The sequence below is a fragment of the Georgenia soli genome (genome assembly GCF_002563695.1).
Lineage (GTDB): Bacteria > Actinomycetota > Actinomycetes > Actinomycetales > Actinomycetaceae > Georgenia > Georgenia soli.
Genome location: NZ_PDJI01000004.1, coordinates 2,874,623 through 2,892,471, shown reverse-complemented (window position 1 = coordinate 2,892,471; position 17,849 = coordinate 2,874,623). Strand labels below are relative to the sequence as shown.

Here is a 17,849-nt window from a genome sequence, read left to right as displayed (position 1 = left end):
GACCAGACGAGGCGGACGAATTGGTCAGCGAACGGTCCGAATGCAAACCACTTTGGCCAACTCGTCGCCCGTCGCTGCCCGGAGTCCGGCGACGACGGGTCGAGGTCGACAAATTGGTTAGGGAACGGTCCGATGCGAACCATTTCGGCCAACTCGTCGCCTGACGAGTGCCCAGCGACCATCGACCGGACAGGAACGACGTCGAGGCCTGGGTCGACGTCGAGGCCTGGGTCGCCGTCAAGGCCAAGGTCGCCGTCGAGGCCTGGGTCGACGTCGAGGCCAAGGTCGACGTCCAGGTCGAGGTCAGGATTTGCTTCCAGAACGGTTCGATGCGAACCATTCTGGCCATCTGGTCCTCCCTCGGTGAGGACGCGTACCGAGGGTGGACCGGGGTCCCAGGCCCCGAACCTCAGGTCTAGGGCCTCAGGCACGACGACGGCCCGGCACCTTCCCTGCGGAAGGTCCGGGCCGTCGTCGTCGAACCTGGTTCAGCTCACCTGGTCAGGAGGCGTCCTCGGTGGTGAGGTTGCGCGTCTTGGTGGCGTCCAGCGGGATGCCGGGGCCCATCGTGGTGGTGACGGTCGCCTTGGTGATGTAGCGGCCCTTGGAGCTGGCCGGCTTGAGGCGGAGGATCTCCTCCTGCGCCGCGGCGTAGTTCTCCACGAGCTTCGTCTCGTCGAAGCTGGCCTTGCCGATGATGAAGTGCAGGTTCGAGTGCTTGTCCACCCGGAACTCGATGCGGCCGCCCTTGATGTCGTTCACGGCCTTGGCCACGTCCATCGTCACGGTGCCGGTCTTCGGGTTCGGCATGAGGCCACGGGGGCCGAGCACGCGGCCCAGGCGGCCGACCTTGCCCATGAGGTCCGGCGTCGCCACGGCGGCGTCGAAGTCGGTGTAGCCGGCCGCGACCTTCTCGATCAGCTCGTCGCCACCGACCTCGTCCGCCCCGGCCTCGATGGCCTGGTTGGCCCGCTCACCGACGGCGAAGACCAGGACCCGAGCGGTCTTGCCGGTGCCGTGCGGCAGGTTGACGGTGCCGCGCACCATCTGGTCTGCCTTGCGGGGGTCGACGCCGAGGCGGAAGACGACCTCGACGGTGGAGTCGAACTTGGTGGTCGCGGTCTCCTTGGCCAGACGAACGGCCTGGAGGGGCGCGTAGAGCTCGCCGTCGTGAATGCGCTCGGCGGCCTTGCGGTAGTTCTTGCTGCGCGTTGCCATCTGCTTCTCTCTTCTGCAGTCGTGGTCTGCGGGTCCGCGCGGACCCTGCCACTTCACGGCGCCGGGGCGCCGTCGTACGGGTTGTTCGGTCAGCCCTCGACCGTTATGCCCATGGAGCGGGCGGTGCCGGCGATGATCTTCTCGGCGGCGTCGATGTCGTTGGCGTTGAGATCCTCCTGCTTGGTGCGGGCGATCTCCTGCACCTGCTCACGGGTGATCTTGCCGACCTTGGCGGTGTGCGGCGTGCCGGAGCCCTTGGCCACACCGGCGGCCTTCTTGATCATCTCGGCGGCCGGCGGGGTCTTGGTGACGAAGGTGAAGGAACGGTCCTCGTAGACCGTGATCTCCACCGGGATCACGTTGCCGCGCTGGGCCTCCGTGGCCGCGTTGTACGCCTTGCAGAACTCCATGATGTTGACGCCGTGCTGACCCAGCGCGGGGCCGATCGGCGGCGCCGGGGTCGCGGCGCCGGCCTGGATCTGGAGCTTGATCAGGCCTGCAACCTTCTTCTTGGGGGGCATGTTCGGGTCCTAACGGTTCTTCCTGGGATACCCGCCGGCGGTCGGCCGGCAGACGCTGTCGCGCCTCGGCTCAGATCTTGGCGACCTGCGAGAACGACAGCTCGACCGGGGTCTCCCGGCCGAAGATCGTGACGAGCACCTTGAGCTTCTGGCTCTCCGGGCTGATCTCCGAGATGGTCGCCGGCAGCGTCTCGAAGGGGCCGTCGGTGACGGTGACCGACTCGCCGACCTCGAAGTCCACCTGGATGGGCGTCGGCTGCGCGCCGCCGCCGGCGGTGGCCGACTTGGCGGACGTGGCCGGGGCCGCGGCCTGGACCGTGGGGGCGAGCATCGAGAAGACCTCGTCCTCGGTCAGCGGGACCGGCTGGTGGGTGTTGCCCACGAAGCCGGTGACGCCCGGGGTGTGGCGCACGGCGCCCCAGGACTCGTCGGTCAGGTCCATGCGGACGAGGGTGTAGCCCGGGACACGGACGCGGTTGACGAGCTTGCGCTGGGCGTTCTTGATCTCGACAACCTCCTCCATGGGCACCTCGACCTGGTAGATGTAGTCCTCCATGTTGAGGCTCTGGATGCGGTTCTCGAGGTTCGCCTTCACGCGCTTCTCGTAGCCGGCGTAGGTGTGCACGACGTACCAGTAGCCCGGCAGCCGGCTGAGCTCCTTGCGGAACGCCTCCAGCGGGTCCTCCTCGGCCTCCGGCTCGGCGGCGGCCTCGTCGGTCGCGGGCTCCGCCCCCTCGACGTCCGCGGCCAGCGCCTCGTCCGACTCCGCGGTGTCCGCGGCGAGCGCCTCGTCGGCCTCCTCGGAGTCGGCGGCGAGGTCCTCGTCGGACTCCTCGGCGTCCGTCAGGTCCGCTCCGGCCTGGTCGGGCTCGACGGCAGCACCGACGTCGGCGTCGCCGGCAGCCGGGGCGTCCGGCTGCCCGTGCTCGAGCGACGTCTCCTCGACGTTCTGGGGCTCGAGAGTTTCCTCAGGCACAGGGGACCTGCTTTCTGGTCGGTGGGTGGCTACTGGGTCGGCCGGCTGCCGGCGTGGACCGACGGCGTCATGGGAGTCAGCCGAAGATCCACAGCACGAGCCGACCGAACGACAGGTCGAGCAGACCGACGAAGGCCATGATCGCCGCGACGAAGACGAGGACGACGACGAAGTAGGTCATCAGCTCGCTGCGCGTCGGGCGCACGACCTTCTTGAGCTCGGCGATGACCTGACGCACGAAGAGCGCGATGCGGCCGAAGAGGCCACGCTTCTTCTTCGTGGTCGCCCCGCCCGCGCTCGCGGCGCGCTCGGGCCGCCCCGACGTCGCGCTCGCAGACTCGCTCACAGGTTGCTTCCTTACGTATCGGCCCGGTCCGACACCGCCCCGGTCGGACGGCTCCGGCTCGCCGTGCGGCGAAGCCATCAGGACGTCCACATCCTCCGTCTGGAGGTGCAGTCCTGGCAGGGCAGGAGGGACTCGAACCCACAACCGCCGGTTTTGGAGACCGGTGCGCTACCAATTGCGCCACTGCCCTTCGGTGATCTACCCCCATGCTCTCACCTACCCGCACGGGCACGCTTCAGCATGGCGGACGTCAACCACCGGCGTCGAGTGTACGTGGTCGAGGGGCTTTTGGTCGAACCCGCCCCGCAGGGAGCCTCGTCACACGTGGTCCCCTCCGCTCGGACCGTGCCGCGGAGGCCGTCCGCCGGTGCCCGAGGCTGCCGTCAGCCCGGGGGCCAGAAGGTGCTGCCCGCCCGGTGACCGAACGGCCCGTGACCACCAGATGGGCGCGTGCCACGATAGGCCTTGTGAGCGCATCCACCACATCCAAGTCCCGTGTCTCCGCCCGGCTCGCCGCGATCGGCGAGTCGGCGACGCTCGCCGTCGACGCCAAGGCCAAGGCCCTCAAGGCCGCGGGCCGTCCGGTGATCGGCTTCGGCGCCGGCGAGCCTGACTTCCCCACGCCCGACTACATCGTCGAGGCCGCGATCGCCGCCGCCAAGGACCCGGTCAACCACCGGTACACCCCGGCGAAGGGGCTGCCGGTGCTGCGCGAGGCCATCGCCGCGAAGACCCTGCGCGACTCAGGCTACGAGGTCTCCCCCGACTCCGTCCTCGTCACCAACGGTGGCAAGCAGGCCGTCTACCAGGCGTTCGCCGCCATCATCGACCCGGGCGACGAGGTGCTGCTGCCCGCCCCGTACTGGACCACCTACCCCGAGGCCATCACGCTCGCGGGCGGCACCCCGGTGGAGGTGTTCGCCGGGGCCGACCAGGAGTACCTCGTCACGGTCGAGCAGCTCGAGGCGGCCCGCACCGAGCGGACCAAGGCGCTGCTGTTCTGCTCACCGTCGAACCCGACCGGCGCCGTCTACTCCCCCGAGCAGACAGAGGCCATCGGCCGCTGGGCGGTGGAGCACGGGGTATGGGTGATCACCGACGAGATCTACGAGCACCTCGTCTACGACGACACGGTGTTCACCCCGATCCAGCGGGTCGTCCCCGAGCTGGTCGACACCTCGATCGTGCTCAACGGCGTCGCCAAGACGTACGCGATGACGGGCTGGCGCGTGGGCTGGATGATCGGCCCGCAGGACGTCATCAAGGCGGCCACGAACCTGCAGTCGCACCTGACCTCCAACGTCGCCAACGTCTCCCAGCGCGCCGCCGTGGCGGCCCTGACCGGCGACCTCTCCGCCGTCGAGAACATGCGGACGGCGTTCGACCGCCGCCGCCGCACCATGGTGGAGATGCTCCGCGCCATCGACGGCGTCACGCTGCCCACGCCCCGCGGCGCGTTCTACGCCTACCCGTCCGTCGAGGGCGTCCTGGGCCGCACGATCCGGGGCCGCACGCCCACCACCTCGGCGGAGCTCGCCGAGCTGATCCTCGAGGAGGTCGAGGTCGCCGTCGTGCCGGGCGAGGCGTTCGGCCCCAGCGGCTACCTGCGCCTGAGCTACGCGCTGGGCGACGACGACCTCGTGGAGGGTGTCGGCCGCATCCAGGAGCTGCTCGCCTGAGGCCCCCTGCGCCGTCGGGAAGGAGCCCGGGACCCTGACGGGTCCCGGGCTCCTCTCATCCCCGTCTCATCCGCGTGCGTCACCATCGGTGGGACGATCGGCGCGCACCGGCCGGAAGGGAACCGCAGGACCCGCCGGGAGCGTTTTCGGCAGAGCGCGGCGGGCGGAGGAGGAGACGATGGCGACGACGGGTGGCAACCCTCGCGGCACGACCGTGCGCGCCCGCATCCTCGTGCTGGTGCTGGCCCTGACCGGGCTCACGCTCCTCGTGGCGGGCGGCACCGCCTTCGTGCTGCAGCGTGACCGCGTCGACGACGTCGTCGACGCGAGCCTGCACCGCACCGCCGAGGAGTTCTCCGCCTTCGCGGACGACGCGGCACGCACGGCCGGCGCCGACGCCCGCGAGATCATCTACGACGGCATGGTGCGGGAGGTGCCCGGCCCCGGCGAGGGGATGGTGGGCTTCGTCGACGGCCGGCTGGAGTACACCATGCCCTCGGGCCTGCCCCTGGCGGACGACGCCGAGCTCGTCACCCACCTGACCGACCAGCTCGAGGCCGCGTCCGGCTCCGGCTCGGGACGGATCGCGTCCGTGACGACCGCGGCCGCCGAGTACCGCTACGCGCTGATCCCGGTCACCGTGGACGACGTCGGCGTCGGTGCCCTCGTCGTCGCGTTCGACCGCGCCGCCGAGCAGGCGTCGGTGACCGACACGTTCCGCACCTACGCCCTCGTCAGCGCCGTCTCGTTCGCGGTGCTCGCCGTCGTCGGGTGGCTGCTGTCGGGGCGGCTCCTCCGACCGGTGCGCCAGCTCCGCGAGACGGCGGAGACGATCTCCGAGACGGACCTGTCCCGCCGCATCGACGTGACGGGCACCGACGACCTCAGCGACCTCGCCCGGACCTTCAACGCCATGCTGGCCCGCCTGGAGGACGCCTTCTCCTCCCAGCGCAGGCTTCTCGACGACGCCGGCCACGAGCTCCGTACGCCGATCACCATCGTCCGTGGTCACCTCGAGCTCATGGATCCCGCCGACCCCGCGGACACGGCCGCCACCAAGGCGCTGGCCCTCAGCGAGCTCGACCGGATGCACCGCCTCGCCGACGACCTCGTGATGCTGGCCCGGTCCGAGCAGCCGGACTTCGTCCAACCCGCCCCCGCCTCGCTGGGGCTGCTGATCGACAACGTGCTCGACCAGGCGCGGCCGCTCGGCGAGCGCCGGTGGCGGGTGGACGAGCGCCTCGAGGCCGAGGCGAGCGTGGACGCGCAGCGGCTCACCCAGGCGATGCTGCAGCTGGTCGCGAACGCGGTGAAGTTCTCCGACGACGGCTCGACGGTGGCGATCGGGTGCGCGCTGGACGGCGACCGGCTGCACCTGTGGGTCCGGGACGAGGGCGTCGGCATCGCACCGGAGCAGCGCGAGCGCATCTTCGACCGGTTCGCCCGCGCACCCGGCGAGGCGGGACGCCGCGAGGGCGCGGGGCTGGGGCTGGCGATCGTGGCGGCCATCGCCGAGGCGCACGGGGGCACGGTGCGCGTGGACTCCCACCCCGGCGCCGGGTCGCTCTTCCTGCTGGACCTGCCGGCCGTGGACGTGGAGGTCGACCCGCGCCCGTCGGAGGAGCCGGTCGCCTCGACCGACGAGGCCGCCCGGGCGTGACAGGCGGGGCCGCTCGGACCTGACGAGTCCGCAGCGGCGGTTCCCCGGCGGGCGGGCCTGCCCGCCGGGGAGCCCGCTGCCGCCGGAGCCCTGGCTAGCGGCGGACCAGTCGTTCCAGCGCGGCCGTGCCCTCGAGCGTGGAGACCGACGGCTCCTGGAGCAGCTGCGGGTCGTGCGCGAGGTACGCCTTCGTCTCGCGCGCGATGAGCCCCGCGCAGATGACCAGGCCGATGAGGTTGGGCAGGGCCATCAGCCCGTTCATGATGTCGGAGAAGTTCCAGACGACGGTCAGCTCCGTCGTCGCCCCGACGAAGACCACGATGGTGAACAGCACGCGGTAGGGCATGACGCCCTTGACGCCCACGAGCCGCTCCATGCAGCGCTCGCCGTAGTAGGCCCAGCCCAGCACGGTGGAGAACGCGAAGAAGATGACGGAGATCGTCACGATGTAGTGGCCCCACGGCCCGAGGCCGGCGTTGAACGCCTCGGCCGTCATCCCGGCACCCTCCTTCTCGCTCTGCCAGGCGCCGGTGGTGATGATGACGAGGCCGGTCATCGACACGACGATGAGCGTGTCGATGAACGTCTGCGTCATCGACACGAGGCCCTGGCGGACGGGGTGGCGGGTCTGGGCGGCGGCCGCCGCGATGGCGGCGGAACCCATGCCCGACTCGTTGGAGAAGATTCCGCGGGCGACGCCGAACTGGATCGCCAGGATCATCGTCGAGCCGAGGAACCCGCCGGCGGCCGCGGTCCCGGTGAAGGCGTCGGTGAAGATCAGCGCGAGCGCCTGCGGGATGTCGGCGACGTTCATGACCAGCAGCACCAGCGACGCGAGGACGTAGAGCACGATCATCATCGGGACGAAGCCGGCCGTGACCTTGCCGATCGAGCGGATGCCGCCGATGAGCACCGCGCCCGTGCCGACGGCCAGCAGGAGGCCGACGAGCCACACCGGGACGCCGAAGGACCCCTCCACCGAGGTGGCCACGGTGTTGGACTGGGTCATGTTGCCGATGCCGAAGCTGGCGAGCACCGCGAACACGGCGAAGGTGAGGCTCAGGACCAGGCCGAACCGGTTGGGGATGGCCCGGGCGAGGTAGTACTGCGGTCCGCCGGAGACGTCGCCCTTGGCGTCCTTCGTGCGGAACCGGACCCCGAGGAACGCCTCCGAGTACTTCGACGCCATGCCGAGCAGGCCGGTGACCCACATCCAGAACAGGGCGCCCGGACCACCCAGGTGGATGGCCGTGGCCACGCCGGCGATGTTGCCGACGCCGACGGTGGCGGCGAGGGCGGTGGTGAGGGCCTGGTAGTGCGAGATGTCGCCGTCGGCGCCCTCGTCCTTGCGCTGGACCAGGGCGAGGCGCAGCGCGGCGCCGAGCTTGCGGAACTGCAGCCCGCCCAGCCGGATGGTCAGGTACAGGCCGGCGCCCAGCAGGAGCGGGATGAGGATGAACGGACCCCACACCACCCCGCCGATGTCGCCCAGGATCTTCGCCAGCCGCTCGCTGTCCATGCCGTCCCCCTCGGTCTCGGCCCCGGCCTGTCCGGAACCCGGATTGCACGCAACCTAGTGCCTCCGGTCTCCTCCATCCAGCCCCGGGTGGCCGAAACCTGGCGTGCCGGCGGGCGCACTCGGCTCCGGTCACAGGCGACGTGGAGGGCCTCAGCGGCAGGGCCCCTCGAGCGCGGCGGCGTCGGACTGCCGCGGCGGCGCGGCGGATCTCGCCATGTCCCGGGCCCGACGGACGAACGGTGCCAGACTGTCCGGAACCGGAACCGCGGAGGGAAGATGGCGCAGATCCTGATCGTCGAGGACGAGGCGGGCATCTCCTCGTTCGTGACCAAGGGGCTCCGGGCCGCGGGGCACCTGCCGACGGCGGTGGCCACCGGGCGTGACGCGCTCGCCCACGCCCACACCGACGGCTACGACCTGGTCATCCTCGACATCGGGCTGCCGGACATGGACGGCTTCGAGGTGCTCCGGCGCATGCGCGGCCAGGGCTCGACCGTCCCCGTCATCATCCTCACCGCCAGGTCCTCGGTCGACGACACGGTCGCCGGTCTCGACGGCGGCGCCGACGACTACATGGCCAAGCCGTTCCGCTTCGAGGAGCTGCTCGCGCGGGTCCGGCTGCGGCTGCGCACCGAGCCGTCGACCGTCGAGACGACGGTGCTGGCCCACGGCGACCTCTCCCTGGACCTGCGCAGCAGGCGCGTAACGGTCGAGGGTAAGGAGGTGGACCTCTCCGCGCGCGAGTTCAGCCTGCTCGAGACCTTCATGACCCACCCGGGCCAGGTGCTCTCCCGCGAGCAGCTGCTCTCGCGCGTGTGGGGCTACGACTTCGACCCGGGGTCGAACGTGGTCGACGTGTACGTGCGTTACCTGCGCCGCAAGATCGGCGCGGCCCACGTGGAGACGGTCCGCGGCATGGGCTACCGGCTGGTCGACGTCACCCGCTGACGACGCCTTCCGCCCGCACACGGCCGGGTCGTCTCACGCCCGGCCCGCCTCACGCGGCCGGGACGGCTTTCGCCCGGACCCGCCTCGTTCGACGGGTCGCCTCGTATGGGCCCGCCTCACGCGGCGAGCCGGCTCCGGAGGTCGTCCACCACGCGCTCGAGGGTCGGCACTGGGACGCCGTGGCGCTCCCCCAGCACGATCAGGTGCCCGCCGATCGCCTCCAGCTCGGTGGGGCCGCCGGCGCGGACGTCGTGCTGCAGCGAGGACATCATCGTCGCCGGCAGCCGGCGGAGCAGGGCATCCAGCTCGTCGGAGGTGGTGGGGTGACCGTCCGCCGTCGCCACCGCCGCGACCTCGTCGACCACGCCGCGCGCGACGTCGGGGTCGCGGGCGAGCGCCTCCCCGAGCGGCAGGTCGGCCCACGAGGTGAGGAGCGCCGTCGGCGCCAGGAAGCTGTACTTGGCCCACAGCACGTCCTGCTCCGTGCCCCGCACACGCACGTCGACACCGGACCGCCGCAGGGCGGCGGCGATCCGGCCGTCGGCGTCGGCCGGCACGTTGACGATGAGGAACCTGCCGCGGTGGATGACGACACCGTCCTCGCGCGCGGCCTCCACCTGCACGGACCCGCAGCGGGCGCCCGGGATCTCCCCGAGCGCCTCGGCATGCCCCAGCCCGTTGAGCAGGGCGAGGACCTCGCTCGGTCGCGCGGCCGCGAGCTGCGGCAGGACGTCGGGCAGTCCGTAGGCCTTGACCGCCAGGACGACGGCGGAGCCCGCCGGCAGGGCGGTGGTCACCGGCACCATGGCCGTGAACTCCCCGAACAGCTCCGAGCGCACCTGGATGCCCTCGGCGAGGATCCGCCGGGCGCTCGCGGGCCGCGCGACCACCACGACGTCCTCCCCCGCTCTGTGGAGCGCTGCGCCGAGCAGTCCGCCCACCGCTCCAGGTCCGAGTATCGCGAGCATCAGTCGGGGGTGTCCGCGGTCACCGGGCTCGGCGGCGAGACCACGGTCGGGCCGGACGAGTCGTCGTCGTCCAAGTCGTCGCGGTCGTCGCCGCCGCGGCGGTCGTCGTCGTCGGAGTCGTGATCGTCCGAGTCGTCGCGGTCGTCGTCGTCGCGGTCGTCGTCGTCGCGGCGGTCGTCGTGATCGTCGGAGTCGTCGAGGCCGTCATCCGTGGCGGCCCCCGCGGGGCCGCTCGGCGACGGTGCGGGGTCCGGACCGGGCGTGGCGGCGGGCACGGTGCCGTCCGCCGTCGACGCGATCTCGACGGCGTCGAGGTCCACGGGGTCACGGGGCTCGCCCGCCGTGGCGGTCAGGGCGCCGGCGATCCCGACGGCGCCCAGCGCGCCCCCGATCACCGCCCAGGTCCTGTTGGCGACCATCTCAGCTCCTCACCAAGCTCGTCCGCCGGTCCACGATCCTATCGAGCGGCTCGTGGACGGGCGTGGGAACGGTGGACGCCGGCCGCGCGGACGGGGTCTCCGGCCGGCGTCCCTGCTCACTCGCCCGACGGCGCCGACGGCGCGGAGGCGGGCGACGCCGGGGTCACGGGGCTGGCCGACGAGGCGGGCGTCACCGCGCTGGCCGCCGACGCCGGCGTGACGGGGCTCGCCGCCGACGCGGGCGTCACCGAGCTCGCCGCCGACGCGGGCGTCACCGAGCTCGCCGCCGACGCGGGCGTCACCGAGCTCGCCGCCGACGCGGGCGTCGTCGGACTGACCGCGCTCTGGGCCGACACGGCAGAGACCGCGGTGGTCGCGGTGGTCGCGCTGCCGGCGCTGACGGAGGCCGGGTCGGTGGCCCGGGTGTCGGCGGGCGTCGCTGTCGCCGGGGTGCTCGCGGAGTCGTCCGCGGACGTCGTGACCTCGGCGCCGGAGTCGTCCGCGGACGTCGTGACCTCGGCGCCGGAGTCGTCCCAGCCGTCGTCGGTGTCGGCGAAGGCGGCGCCCGCACCGCTCGCGGCGGCGAGGACGCTCAGGGTGCCGGTGGTGAGCCAGAGCTTGCGGTTCATCGGAATGCCCCTCCTGCTGTTGCGCTTCCGGGAGAGGCGGTTCGGCCCTCTCCGTCGATGACCGCAACTCTTTCGGACCGGGGTGAGACGAGGAGGAGGGGAAGATGACAGCTCTCTCATCCGCGGCCGGAGGGCCGGGCGCGGGCCGCGGAAGCCCGAGGGCCACCGGCCGGACGAGGTCCGATCAGCGCGGACCGCGGCGCGCGAGGAGCTCGCGGCCGTGGGCGAGCCACGCCTCGGCGCAGGCGAGCCGCCCCTCCGCGTCGGGACGCCAGTGGGCGCCGTCGGTGCGGCGGGCCCCGGCCACGAGCGAGAGCACCACCCCCGCGCAGCGGGCGTGGAGGGCCACCGGGTCCACGAGGGTCGAGCACGTGCGCGTCCAGGCGTCGAGCACCTCCGGGACGTGCGGGTACGTCTCCGGGGCCAGGTGCGGCAGGACGGAGACGTGGCCGAGGAGGCAGGCCAGGTCGTCGACGCGGTGGCCCGGGCCGACGGCGTCCACGTCCAGCAGGGCCGTCACCGCGACGACGTCCGGGCGGGGGTCCATGAGGATGTTCGCCTCGTAGAAGTCGCCGTGCGTGGGCACGAGCGGCCCGGGGTCAGAGCTCGCCATGAGGTGGTTGATGCCGTCCGCGAGCGCCCGGGTTCGCGCCGCGTGCTCGGGGAGCACGGTGGCCGCCGCGTGCGCGTAGTGGTCGGCCCGCTCCGACCAGGCCGGCCGTCGCGGCAGGTCGAGCACGGCGGACGGCAGATGGTCCAGGGTGCTCAGGAGCGCCTCCAGCACCGCGTCGGTGCGCTCTCCCAGCCCCCGCGAGAGGAGGTTGGCCAGCGGGGTGCCGTGCCCGGCGGCGAGCAGCACCAGCCCGTCCTCGTCGGCCTGGAGGACCTCCGGGGCCGGGACGCCGGCGGCGGTGAGGGTGCGGTGGCGTTCGACGAACGCGCCCGCGGCGGAGGGCCGCACGACCTTGAGGTACGCCGCCGCTCCCCCGCGCTCGGCGCGGCGCACCCGCAGCACCGCCCGGCGGGTGGGCCGGTACGCCAGCAGCTCGACTCCCACCTCGGTGCCGAGGCGCTGGGAGAGCAGGGTGGCGTCGCAGGCGACGGCGAGCGCGGGCAGCTCCGGGTCGGCCGGGTGGCGCCACAGGTGCACCACGGGGCCGCCGTCGGGCTGCACGAGGCGGACGAGCCCCGGGCCGGCGCCGCGCGAGAGGCGCGCCGTGGTGGCGCACAGGTACTCCTCGCTCTGCACGACGTCGCCGACGGTGTCCGCGCGCTCGACCGTCGCGGTGTACCCCACCGTGACGCCCGCGCCGGGGCGGTGGTGGATGGTGTGCACCTGCCAGTTCAGCAGCCGGCCCCCCTCGGCCTCGAGCGCGCCGGCCAGCATGTCGCCGGCCTCGGCACCGGTGAGCAGCGCGACGTCGGCCGGCTCTCGCTCGGCGGCAGCTGGGACGCTCATGGGGCAAGTTGACCACGTTCCGGCGTCCCGTACCGGTCGGACACGGCCTCGTGGACGCCACGGTGGCAGACTCACGGAGGTGCGCGACCTGACCACTCTGCCCAAGGCACACCTGCACCTGCACTTCACGGGCTCGATGCGGGTCTCGACGCTCCGGGAGCTCGCGGCCGAGCAGGGCATCCGGCTGCCGGAGTCGCTCACGGACACGCAGGCGCTGCGCGTGCCCGCCTCCGAGCGCGGGTGGTTCCGGTTCCAGCGCTCCTACGACGCCGCGCGCGCCGTCGTCCGCTCCGAGGCCGCCATGCGGCGGATCGTGCGGGAGGCGGCCGAGGACGACGCCGCCGAGGGGTCGCGGCGCCTGGAGATCCAGGTGGACCCGACGTCGTACGCACCGTTCGTCGGCGGCATCACCCCCGCCCTGGAGATCGTCCTGGACGAGGCCCGGGAGGCGTCGTCGGCGACCGGCGTGGAGGTGGGCGTCATCGTCGCCGCGTCCCGCACGCGCCACCCGCTCGACGCCCGCACCCTGGCCCGCCTGGCGGCCAAGCACGCCGGGGACGCCCCGGGGGAGGTCATCGGCTTCGGGCTGAGCAACGACGAGCGGCGGGGTCAGACCTCCGAGTTCGCGCCGGCGTTCCGGATCGCCCGGCGCGCCGGGCTGGCGGGCGTGCCGCACGGCGGCGAGCTCCTCGGGCCCGAGCACGTGCGTGACGTCGTCGCCCACCTCAAGCCGGCCCGGCTGGGGCACGGCGTCCGCTCCGCCGAGGACCCCGACCTGCTCGCCCGCCTCGTCGACGCCGGCATCGCCCTGGAGGTCTGCCCCTCCTCCAACGTCTCCCTCGGCGTCTACCACGACGCCGCCGACGTCCCGCTGCGCACCCTGGTCGAGGCGGGGGCGCGTGTGGCGCTCGGCGCGGACGACCCGCTGCTGTTCCTCTCGCGCCTGAACGACCAGTACCGCATCGCCCGGGAGGACCACGGCCTCGACGACGCCGCCCTCGCCGCGCTGGCCCGCAGCTCGATCGAGGTCTCCCTCGCCTCGGACTCCTCCAAGCGGGCCATGCTGGCCGACGTCGACGCCTGGCTGGCCGCCCCGGCCCTGGTCGGATGAGGCTGCGCCCGGGCCCGCTCGAGGTGCGCCCGCCGGGGGCGTCGGCGCTGGCCCCGGCCGACCGGCTGCGCAGCTCCGTCGTGCGGGTGCGCGGCACCTGGGTGCGCGTCCACCGCCTCTCCGCCGAGAGGCCCGACGGCGGCCGTCCCACCGCCTTCGTCCTGCTGCACGGGGCCGGCCTGTCCGCGCGGGAGTTCGCGCCGCTCGCCCGGGCGCTCGCCGTCGCGGGACCCGTCTACCTCCTCGACCTGCCCGGCCACGGCGGACTCCCCCGCCCGCGGTCCAGCAGGCCCGGGATCGCCGACCTGGCCGGCGTCGTCGCGGACCTCCTCGACGGCGAGGGCGTGCGCGAGGCCGTGGTGGTGGGCCACTCGATGGGCGCCCAGGTGGCGGCGGAGCTCCGCGCCGGCCGGCCCGACCTCGTGGCCGGTGCCGTGCTGGTCGGACCGGTCGTGGACGCCGCCGCCCGCCGGTTCACCGCCCAGGCGGCCCGGTTCGCCCGGTCCAGCGTGCACGAGTCGGGGCGCACGGTGGCCGTCGCGCTGCGCGGGTACGCCGCCTCGGGCGTGCCGTGGCTGACCGAGGTGCTGCCCGCGATGATGCGCTACCCGCTCGAGCGCCGCCTGACGGGGCCACTCGCACCGGTCGCGCTGGTCCGGGGCGAGTACGACGTCATCGCGCCGCCGCGGTGGCTGGAGCAGCTTCAGGGCCTGCTCGGCGCTGCTGCGGCGGGCAGCCGGACGGTGCCCGGAGCCGCCCACAACGTCGTCGTCGAGGACGCGGAGGTCGTGGCCCGCGCGGCCCTCGACGTCCTGGACCGCGCCCGGGGCGCCGGACGGTGAGGCCGCTCGCCTGGCTGCGCCCCCGGGTGCGCGCCGCCGACTACGCCTACGCGCTGCGGCACGAGGCGCGGGCGCTGCTGGGCCGGCGCACGGACCCCGCCCGGTACCTGTCCCCGCCCTCCTCCGCGCGAGACTCGTCCCCCGGGGGCACGGACCGCCCCGACCGGGCCGCCGCCCACGTCCCGGCGCTCCTCCTGCCTGGTGTCTACGAGACGTGGCGCTTCCTCGAGCCCCTGGCCGCCCACCTCGCCACCGCCGGGCACCCCGTCCACGTCCTGAGCACGCTGGGCATCAACCGCAGGCCCGTCACCGACGCGGCTGCGCGTGCCGCCGAGTACCTCGACGAGCACGACCTCACCGGCGTGGTGCTGGTCGCCCACTCCAAGGGCGGGCTCATCGGGAAGACCCTCATGCTCGCCGACGACGGCGCACGGGTGGCCGGCATGGTCGCCGTCGCCACCCCCTGGGCCGGCTCCCCCTACGCACGGCTGTTCCCGCCCGGCTCGGCCGTGCGGCACTTCTCGCCCCGCGACCGTCAGGTCCTCGCCCTCGCCCGGGAGCGGGCGGTCAACGCGCGAATCGTGGCGGTCGCGCCGTCGTGGGACCCGCACATCCCCGGCACGGGCGAGCTGGCGGGCGCCCGGCGGAACGTACGGCTGGCGGGCGCCGGGCACTTCCGGGTCCTCGGTGACGCGGACCTCCTCGCGGCGGTGCGGTCGGCCGTCCGGGAGCTCGGCGCAGAGTGGGAGTCACCGGCCGAACCCTGACGCTGAGGGTCCTGCCCGCCACACCCCTCGGCGTCGAGGCCCACACGCCCACACCCTTCGACGCCTGGCGCCGGACGCGCCACACCCCTTGACGGCCGGCGCCGTGCGCGCCACACCCCTTGACGGCCGGCGCCGGGCGCGCCACACTCGCTCCATTGTGTCAATGCATTGATTCATTGAAGGTGGAAGCCCCATGGCCGTCTCGCTGCTGCTCCTCGTGCTCGTGCCGGTCGCGCTCGGGGCGGTGCTCGCCACCTGGGTCGCCCGCCTGGGGCACGGGAGCCGGCCGGAGAACACCCCGAGCGCCACCCTCGCCGCCGCCCGCAGGCACGAGAACGCCACGGCTGCGCTCGGCCTGGCGGGCGGGATCGCGGTCGCCGTCGTGGCCGTTCTCGGCGCCGGGAACGGCGCGCGGCTCGTCCCGGGCGCGCCCGGGCTGGTCGCCGCGCTCGGTCCGGCGTGCGGCGCACTCGTCCATCTGGCGGTGCACGCCGTCGGCGAGAGCACCTGGCCGCGGCCCGCGGGGACGGTGCGCAGCGCGGCGCTGCGGCGGCGGACGGTGCGCGACCTCACGGGTGCACGCCTCGGCCTGCTGCTCGCGACGTCGGCGGTGCTCGCCGTCGCCCTGGCCCTCTTCATCTCGACCGCGGACGAGTCCGGCCGCGCGGTACCGGTGCTGATCACGCCGGAGGACGCGGCGGCCGGTATCGGAGGCGGCGCCTCGGGGCCCTACCCGGGTACGCCGTACGCGGTGCCGCTGCTGCTCGCTCTCGTCCTCGTCCTCGGCGGGACGGCGTGGGTCCTGCACCTCGTCGCCCGCCGGCCGGCGGTGACGGGGACGCTGCGGGAGGACGACCTCCGGCTCCGCCGCACGAGCGCCCGCCGGGTCCTCGGCGGGGTGCAGCTCTTCGTGGGCGGCGAGGCGGCCGCCGCGATCCTCGTCGCCGCGGCCGCGCTCGGCAACGCCGGCTGGTCGCTGGCCGCCTGGCTGGCCGTGGCGGTGGCTGCGCCGGTCGGGGTCGGGTCGCTCGTGGCTGCCGCGCAGGCGTTCACCCCGGGAGACCCACGGCCCGGGCGCGAGACCGTCGCCGTCGGCCCGGTGCGGCCGTGAGCGGCCGGATCTCGGTCGATCTCTCGGCGGGGGTCCCGCCGTACGAGCAGATCCGTGCCCAGGTGTCCGCCCTCGTGGCGGCGGGCACGCTCGTCGCCGGGGACCGCCTCCCCACGGTGCGGGACCTCGCCGCCGACCTGGGCGTCGCCGTCGGCACGGTCCAGCGGGCCTACCGGGAGCTCGAGGCCGCGGGGGTGGTGGTGTCGCGGCGGCGCACCGGCACGGTCGTGGCACCGGCGGCGGAGCCGTCGGTCGCGGTGGCGGACGTCCGGGCGGCCGCGCACGTCTTCGTCGGCCATGCCCGCGCCGCTGGGCTGGCGGACCCGGACATCCTCGACCTCGTCCGCGGCGCGCTCATGACCGGGCGCTGACCTGGCGCCCGCTGACCCGCCGTCCGGCTGAGCCGGCGTCCGCCGGCCCGGCACCGCTGAGCCGGCGCCCGCTGACCCGGCGCCCGGAGGGCCCCGTCAGAGGGTGACGCCCACCAGCACCGGCTCGGGCACGAGCGTGACGCCGAAGGCCTCCTGCACACCGTCGCGGACGGTGCGCGCGAGGGCGAGGACGTCGGCGGCCGTGGCCGAGCCCCGGTTCGTGACGGCGAGGGTGTGCTTGGTCGACAACGTGGCCGGGCCGGGGGCGCCGAAGCCCTTGTCGAACCCGGCGCGGGTGATGAGCCACGCCGCCGACGTCTTGACCAGGCCCTCGACCACGGGTGCGGCCGCGCCGATCTGGGCGATCCGGGTGTGGTCGGAGACCGGGAAGCGGGGGGCGTCCTCCGGCAGGCGGGCGTCGGCCTCCTCGGTGGTGAGCACCGGGTTGGTGAAGAACGAGCCGGCGGACCAGGTGTCGGGGTCGGCGTCGTCGAGCACCATGCCCTTGCCGCGGCGCAGCTCCAGCACGGCCTCCCGGACCCGGGCGGCGGGCACCCTGTCCCCGACGGCGACGTCGAGCCGGCGCGCCAGCTCGGCGTACCGGACCGGGGCGGAGAGGGAGGCCAGGCGCAGCTGGAAGGAGACCTCGAGGACGACGTAGCGCCCCGTCGGACCCCAGACCCGACCACCCCCGGCGTCGGGGTCGGTCAGGGACCGCTTGAGGATGCTCGTGCGGTAGCCGAGGCCCAGCTCGCCCACCGCCAGCATGCGGGTGCGGTGCTCGAGGCGGTCGTAGACGCGCACCGAGGAGAGCGTCTCGGCGACCTCCTGGCCGTACGCGCCGACGTTCTGCACCGGCGTCGCCCCCGTGGAGCCGGGGATGCCGGAGAGGGCTTCGACGCCCATCCAGCCCTCGGCGACGGCCGTGGCCACGACCTCGTCCCAGGGCTGGCCCGCGGGGACGACGAGGTTCGCCCCGGCGCACGAGGAGTCGGCGACGCCGTCGATCCCGCGCCGGGCGTCCCGGACGACGACGCCGTCGAAGCCCTCGTCCGAGACGAGGAGGTTCGACCCGCCGCCGAGGACGAGGACGGGAGCTCCGGCGTCGTCCGCGGCACGCACCGCGTCGACGAGCTCGGCCTCCGTCGCGGCGTCGACCAGCTCGCGCACCGGCCCGCCCACGCGCAGCGTGGTGAGGTCGGCCAGCCTGGCGGGTGCATCACCGACCGTGGCGGGCGCGGGGGCGAGGTGTCCGGAGTTCTGGGTCACCGTCCCAGGCTACGTCGCCCCGCCGGGCCGGGCAGG

Annotated in this window: 19 protein-coding genes and 1 tRNA gene; 9 read left to right on the top strand and 11 right to left on the bottom strand. The window is 74.0% G+C overall.

The genetic code is table 11. From position 1 onward, the window contains the following. Positions 1–167: 167 nt before the first annotated feature. Positions 168–419 (top strand): hypothetical protein, encoded by a 252-nt coding sequence (locus tag ATJ97_RS14395; protein ID WP_098484322.1) that lies wholly within the window; start codon positions 168–170, stop codon positions 417–419. Between the two features lie 82 nt (positions 420–501). Here the strand turns inward: ATJ97_RS14395 and rplA are convergent, their stop codons facing one another. From rplA to ATJ97_RS14370, 5 genes are all read right to left on the bottom strand, one after another. Next, a complete protein-coding gene (rplA, locus tag ATJ97_RS14390) occupies positions 502–1,218 on the bottom strand; it encodes a 50S ribosomal protein L1 (RefSeq protein WP_098484321.1) in 717 nt (238 codons plus the stop codon). A gap of 89 nt (positions 1,219–1,307) precedes the next feature. Next, positions 1,308–1,739, bottom strand: coding sequence for a 50S ribosomal protein L11 (gene rplK, locus ATJ97_RS14385; protein WP_098484320.1), 432 nt, complete (start codon positions 1,737–1,739; stop codon positions 1,308–1,310). 70 nt (positions 1,740–1,809) lie between these two features. Continuing rightward, positions 1,810–2,715 (bottom strand): transcription termination/antitermination protein NusG, encoded by a 906-nt coding sequence (gene nusG, locus ATJ97_RS14380; RefSeq protein ID WP_170037485.1) that lies wholly within the window; start codon positions 2,713–2,715, stop codon positions 1,810–1,812. Positions 2,716–2,791: 76 nt separating this feature from the next. Beyond that, positions 2,792–3,061 carry a preprotein translocase subunit SecE gene (gene secE, locus ATJ97_RS14375; protein ID WP_098484319.1) on the bottom strand — a complete coding sequence of 90 codons (270 nt, stop codon included), beginning with the start codon at positions 3,059–3,061 and terminating at the stop codon, positions 2,792–2,794. A gap of 114 nt (positions 3,062–3,175) precedes the next feature. Then, positions 3,176–3,251 (bottom strand) — tRNA-Trp (locus ATJ97_RS14370). Positions 3,252–3,519: 268 nt separating this feature from the next. On the opposite strand from ATJ97_RS14370, the gene ATJ97_RS14365 reads away from it, so the two are divergent. Beyond that, positions 3,520–4,740 (top strand): pyridoxal phosphate-dependent aminotransferase, encoded by a 1,221-nt coding sequence (locus tag ATJ97_RS14365; protein ID WP_098485499.1) that lies wholly within the window; start codon positions 3,520–3,522, stop codon positions 4,738–4,740. Between the two features lie 178 nt (positions 4,741–4,918). Then, positions 4,919–6,400: a sensor histidine kinase gene (locus ATJ97_RS14360; RefSeq protein ID WP_098484318.1), complete on the top strand. Its 1,482-nt coding sequence runs from the start codon at positions 4,919–4,921 to the stop codon at positions 6,398–6,400. 94 nt (positions 6,401–6,494) lie between these two features. Here ATJ97_RS14360 and ATJ97_RS14355 read toward each other — a convergent pair whose 3' ends face one another. After that, positions 6,495–7,919: an alanine/glycine:cation symporter family protein gene (locus ATJ97_RS14355; RefSeq protein WP_211287243.1), complete on the bottom strand. Its 1,425-nt coding sequence runs from the start codon at positions 7,917–7,919 to the stop codon at positions 6,495–6,497. A 276-nt stretch (positions 7,920–8,195) separates the two neighbouring features. On the opposite strand from ATJ97_RS14355, the gene ATJ97_RS14350 reads away from it, so the two are divergent. After that, a complete protein-coding gene (locus tag ATJ97_RS14350) occupies positions 8,196–8,867 on the top strand; it encodes a response regulator transcription factor (protein ID WP_098484317.1) in 672 nt (223 codons plus the stop codon). A gap of 116 nt (positions 8,868–8,983) precedes the next feature. Here the strand turns inward: ATJ97_RS14350 and ATJ97_RS14345 are convergent, their stop codons facing one another. The 4 genes from ATJ97_RS14345 to ATJ97_RS14330 form a co-directional block, all read right to left on the bottom strand. Next, on the bottom strand, positions 8,984–9,835 hold the full coding sequence (locus ATJ97_RS14345) for a ketopantoate reductase family protein (RefSeq protein WP_098484316.1): 852 nt from the start codon (positions 9,833–9,835) through the stop codon (positions 8,984–8,986). After that, a complete protein-coding gene (locus ATJ97_RS19865; RefSeq protein ID WP_170037483.1) occupies positions 9,835–10,254 on the bottom strand; it encodes a hypothetical protein in 420 nt (139 codons plus the stop codon). Before ATJ97_RS19865 ends, ATJ97_RS14345 begins: the two co-directional genes overlap by 1 nt. Positions 10,255–10,370: 116 nt before the next feature. Beyond that, positions 10,371–10,883, bottom strand: coding sequence for a RodZ family helix-turn-helix domain-containing protein (locus ATJ97_RS19540; protein WP_143427037.1), 513 nt, complete (start codon positions 10,881–10,883; stop codon positions 10,371–10,373). Positions 10,884–11,067: 184 nt separating this feature from the next. After that, positions 11,068–12,342: a phosphotransferase gene (locus tag ATJ97_RS14330; protein WP_098484314.1), complete on the bottom strand. Its 1,275-nt coding sequence runs from the start codon at positions 12,340–12,342 to the stop codon at positions 11,068–11,070. A gap of 79 nt (positions 12,343–12,421) precedes the next feature. Between ATJ97_RS14330 and ATJ97_RS14325 the strand changes: the two genes are divergently transcribed. The 5 genes from ATJ97_RS14325 (at position 12,422) to ATJ97_RS14305 (ending at position 16,544) form a co-directional block, all read left to right on the top strand. Continuing rightward, positions 12,422–13,453 carry an adenosine deaminase gene (locus ATJ97_RS14325; RefSeq protein ID WP_098484313.1) on the top strand — a complete coding sequence of 344 codons (1,032 nt, stop codon included), beginning with the start codon at positions 12,422–12,424 and terminating at the stop codon, positions 13,451–13,453. Continuing rightward, entirely contained in the window at positions 13,450–14,295 is an 846-nt protein-coding gene (locus tag ATJ97_RS14320) for an alpha/beta fold hydrolase (RefSeq protein ID WP_098484312.1), read from the top strand. Before ATJ97_RS14325 ends, ATJ97_RS14320 begins: the two co-directional genes overlap by 4 nt. Then, a complete protein-coding gene (locus ATJ97_RS14315; protein ID WP_245862553.1) occupies positions 14,292–15,062 on the top strand; it encodes an esterase/lipase family protein in 771 nt (256 codons plus the stop codon). Before ATJ97_RS14320 ends, ATJ97_RS14315 begins: the two co-directional genes overlap by 4 nt. 193 nt (positions 15,063–15,255) lie before the next feature. Further along, on the top strand, positions 15,256–16,173 hold the full coding sequence (locus ATJ97_RS14310) for a hypothetical protein (RefSeq protein WP_098484311.1): 918 nt from the start codon (positions 15,256–15,258) through the stop codon (positions 16,171–16,173). Then, on the top strand, positions 16,170–16,544 hold the full coding sequence (locus ATJ97_RS14305; protein ID WP_098484310.1) for a GntR family transcriptional regulator: 375 nt from the start codon (positions 16,170–16,172) through the stop codon (positions 16,542–16,544). Before ATJ97_RS14310 ends, ATJ97_RS14305 begins: the two co-directional genes overlap by 4 nt. Before the next feature lie 96 nt (positions 16,545–16,640). Here ATJ97_RS14305 and ATJ97_RS14300 read toward each other — a convergent pair whose 3' ends face one another. After that, positions 16,641–17,813 carry a UDP-N-acetylmuramate dehydrogenase gene (locus tag ATJ97_RS14300; RefSeq protein ID WP_211287242.1) on the bottom strand — a complete coding sequence of 391 codons (1,173 nt, stop codon included), beginning with the start codon at positions 17,811–17,813 and terminating at the stop codon, positions 16,641–16,643. Between the last annotated feature and the right edge of the window lie 36 nt (positions 17,814–17,849).

Excerpts from the sequence above, each read along its gene's own strand:
- rplA (WP_098484321.1), bottom strand. The coding sequence starts at position 1,218 with ATGGCAACGCGCAGCAAGAACTACCGCAAGGCCGCCGAGCGCATTCAC.
- rplK (WP_098484320.1), bottom strand. The coding sequence starts at position 1,739 with ATGCCCCCCAAGAAGAAGGTTGCAGGCCTGATCAAGCTCCAGATCCAG.
- ATJ97_RS14360 (WP_098484318.1), top strand. The coding sequence starts at position 4,919 with ATGGCGACGACGGGTGGCAACCCTCGCGGCACGACCGTGCGCGCCCGC.
- ATJ97_RS14355 (WP_211287243.1), bottom strand. The coding sequence starts at position 7,919 with ATGGACAGCGAGCGGCTGGCGAAGATCCTGGGCGACATCGGCGGGGTG.
- ATJ97_RS14350 (WP_098484317.1), top strand. The coding sequence starts at position 8,196 with ATGGCGCAGATCCTGATCGTCGAGGACGAGGCGGGCATCTCCTCGTTC.
- ATJ97_RS14345 (WP_098484316.1), bottom strand. The coding sequence starts at position 9,835 with ATGCTCGCGATACTCGGACCTGGAGCGGTGGGCGGACTGCTCGGCGCA.
- ATJ97_RS19865 (WP_170037483.1), bottom strand. The coding sequence starts at position 10,254 with ATGGTCGCCAACAGGACCTGGGCGGTGATCGGGGGCGCGCTGGGCGCC.
- ATJ97_RS19540 (WP_143427037.1), bottom strand. The coding sequence starts at position 10,883 with ATGAACCGCAAGCTCTGGCTCACCACCGGCACCCTGAGCGTCCTCGCC.
- ATJ97_RS14330 (WP_098484314.1), bottom strand. The coding sequence starts at position 12,342 with ATGAGCGTCCCAGCTGCCGCCGAGCGAGAGCCGGCCGACGTCGCGCTG.
- ATJ97_RS14320 (WP_098484312.1), top strand. The coding sequence starts at position 13,450 with ATGAGGCTGCGCCCGGGCCCGCTCGAGGTGCGCCCGCCGGGGGCGTCG.
- ATJ97_RS14310 (WP_098484311.1), top strand. The coding sequence starts at position 15,256 with ATGGCCGTCTCGCTGCTGCTCCTCGTGCTCGTGCCGGTCGCGCTCGGG.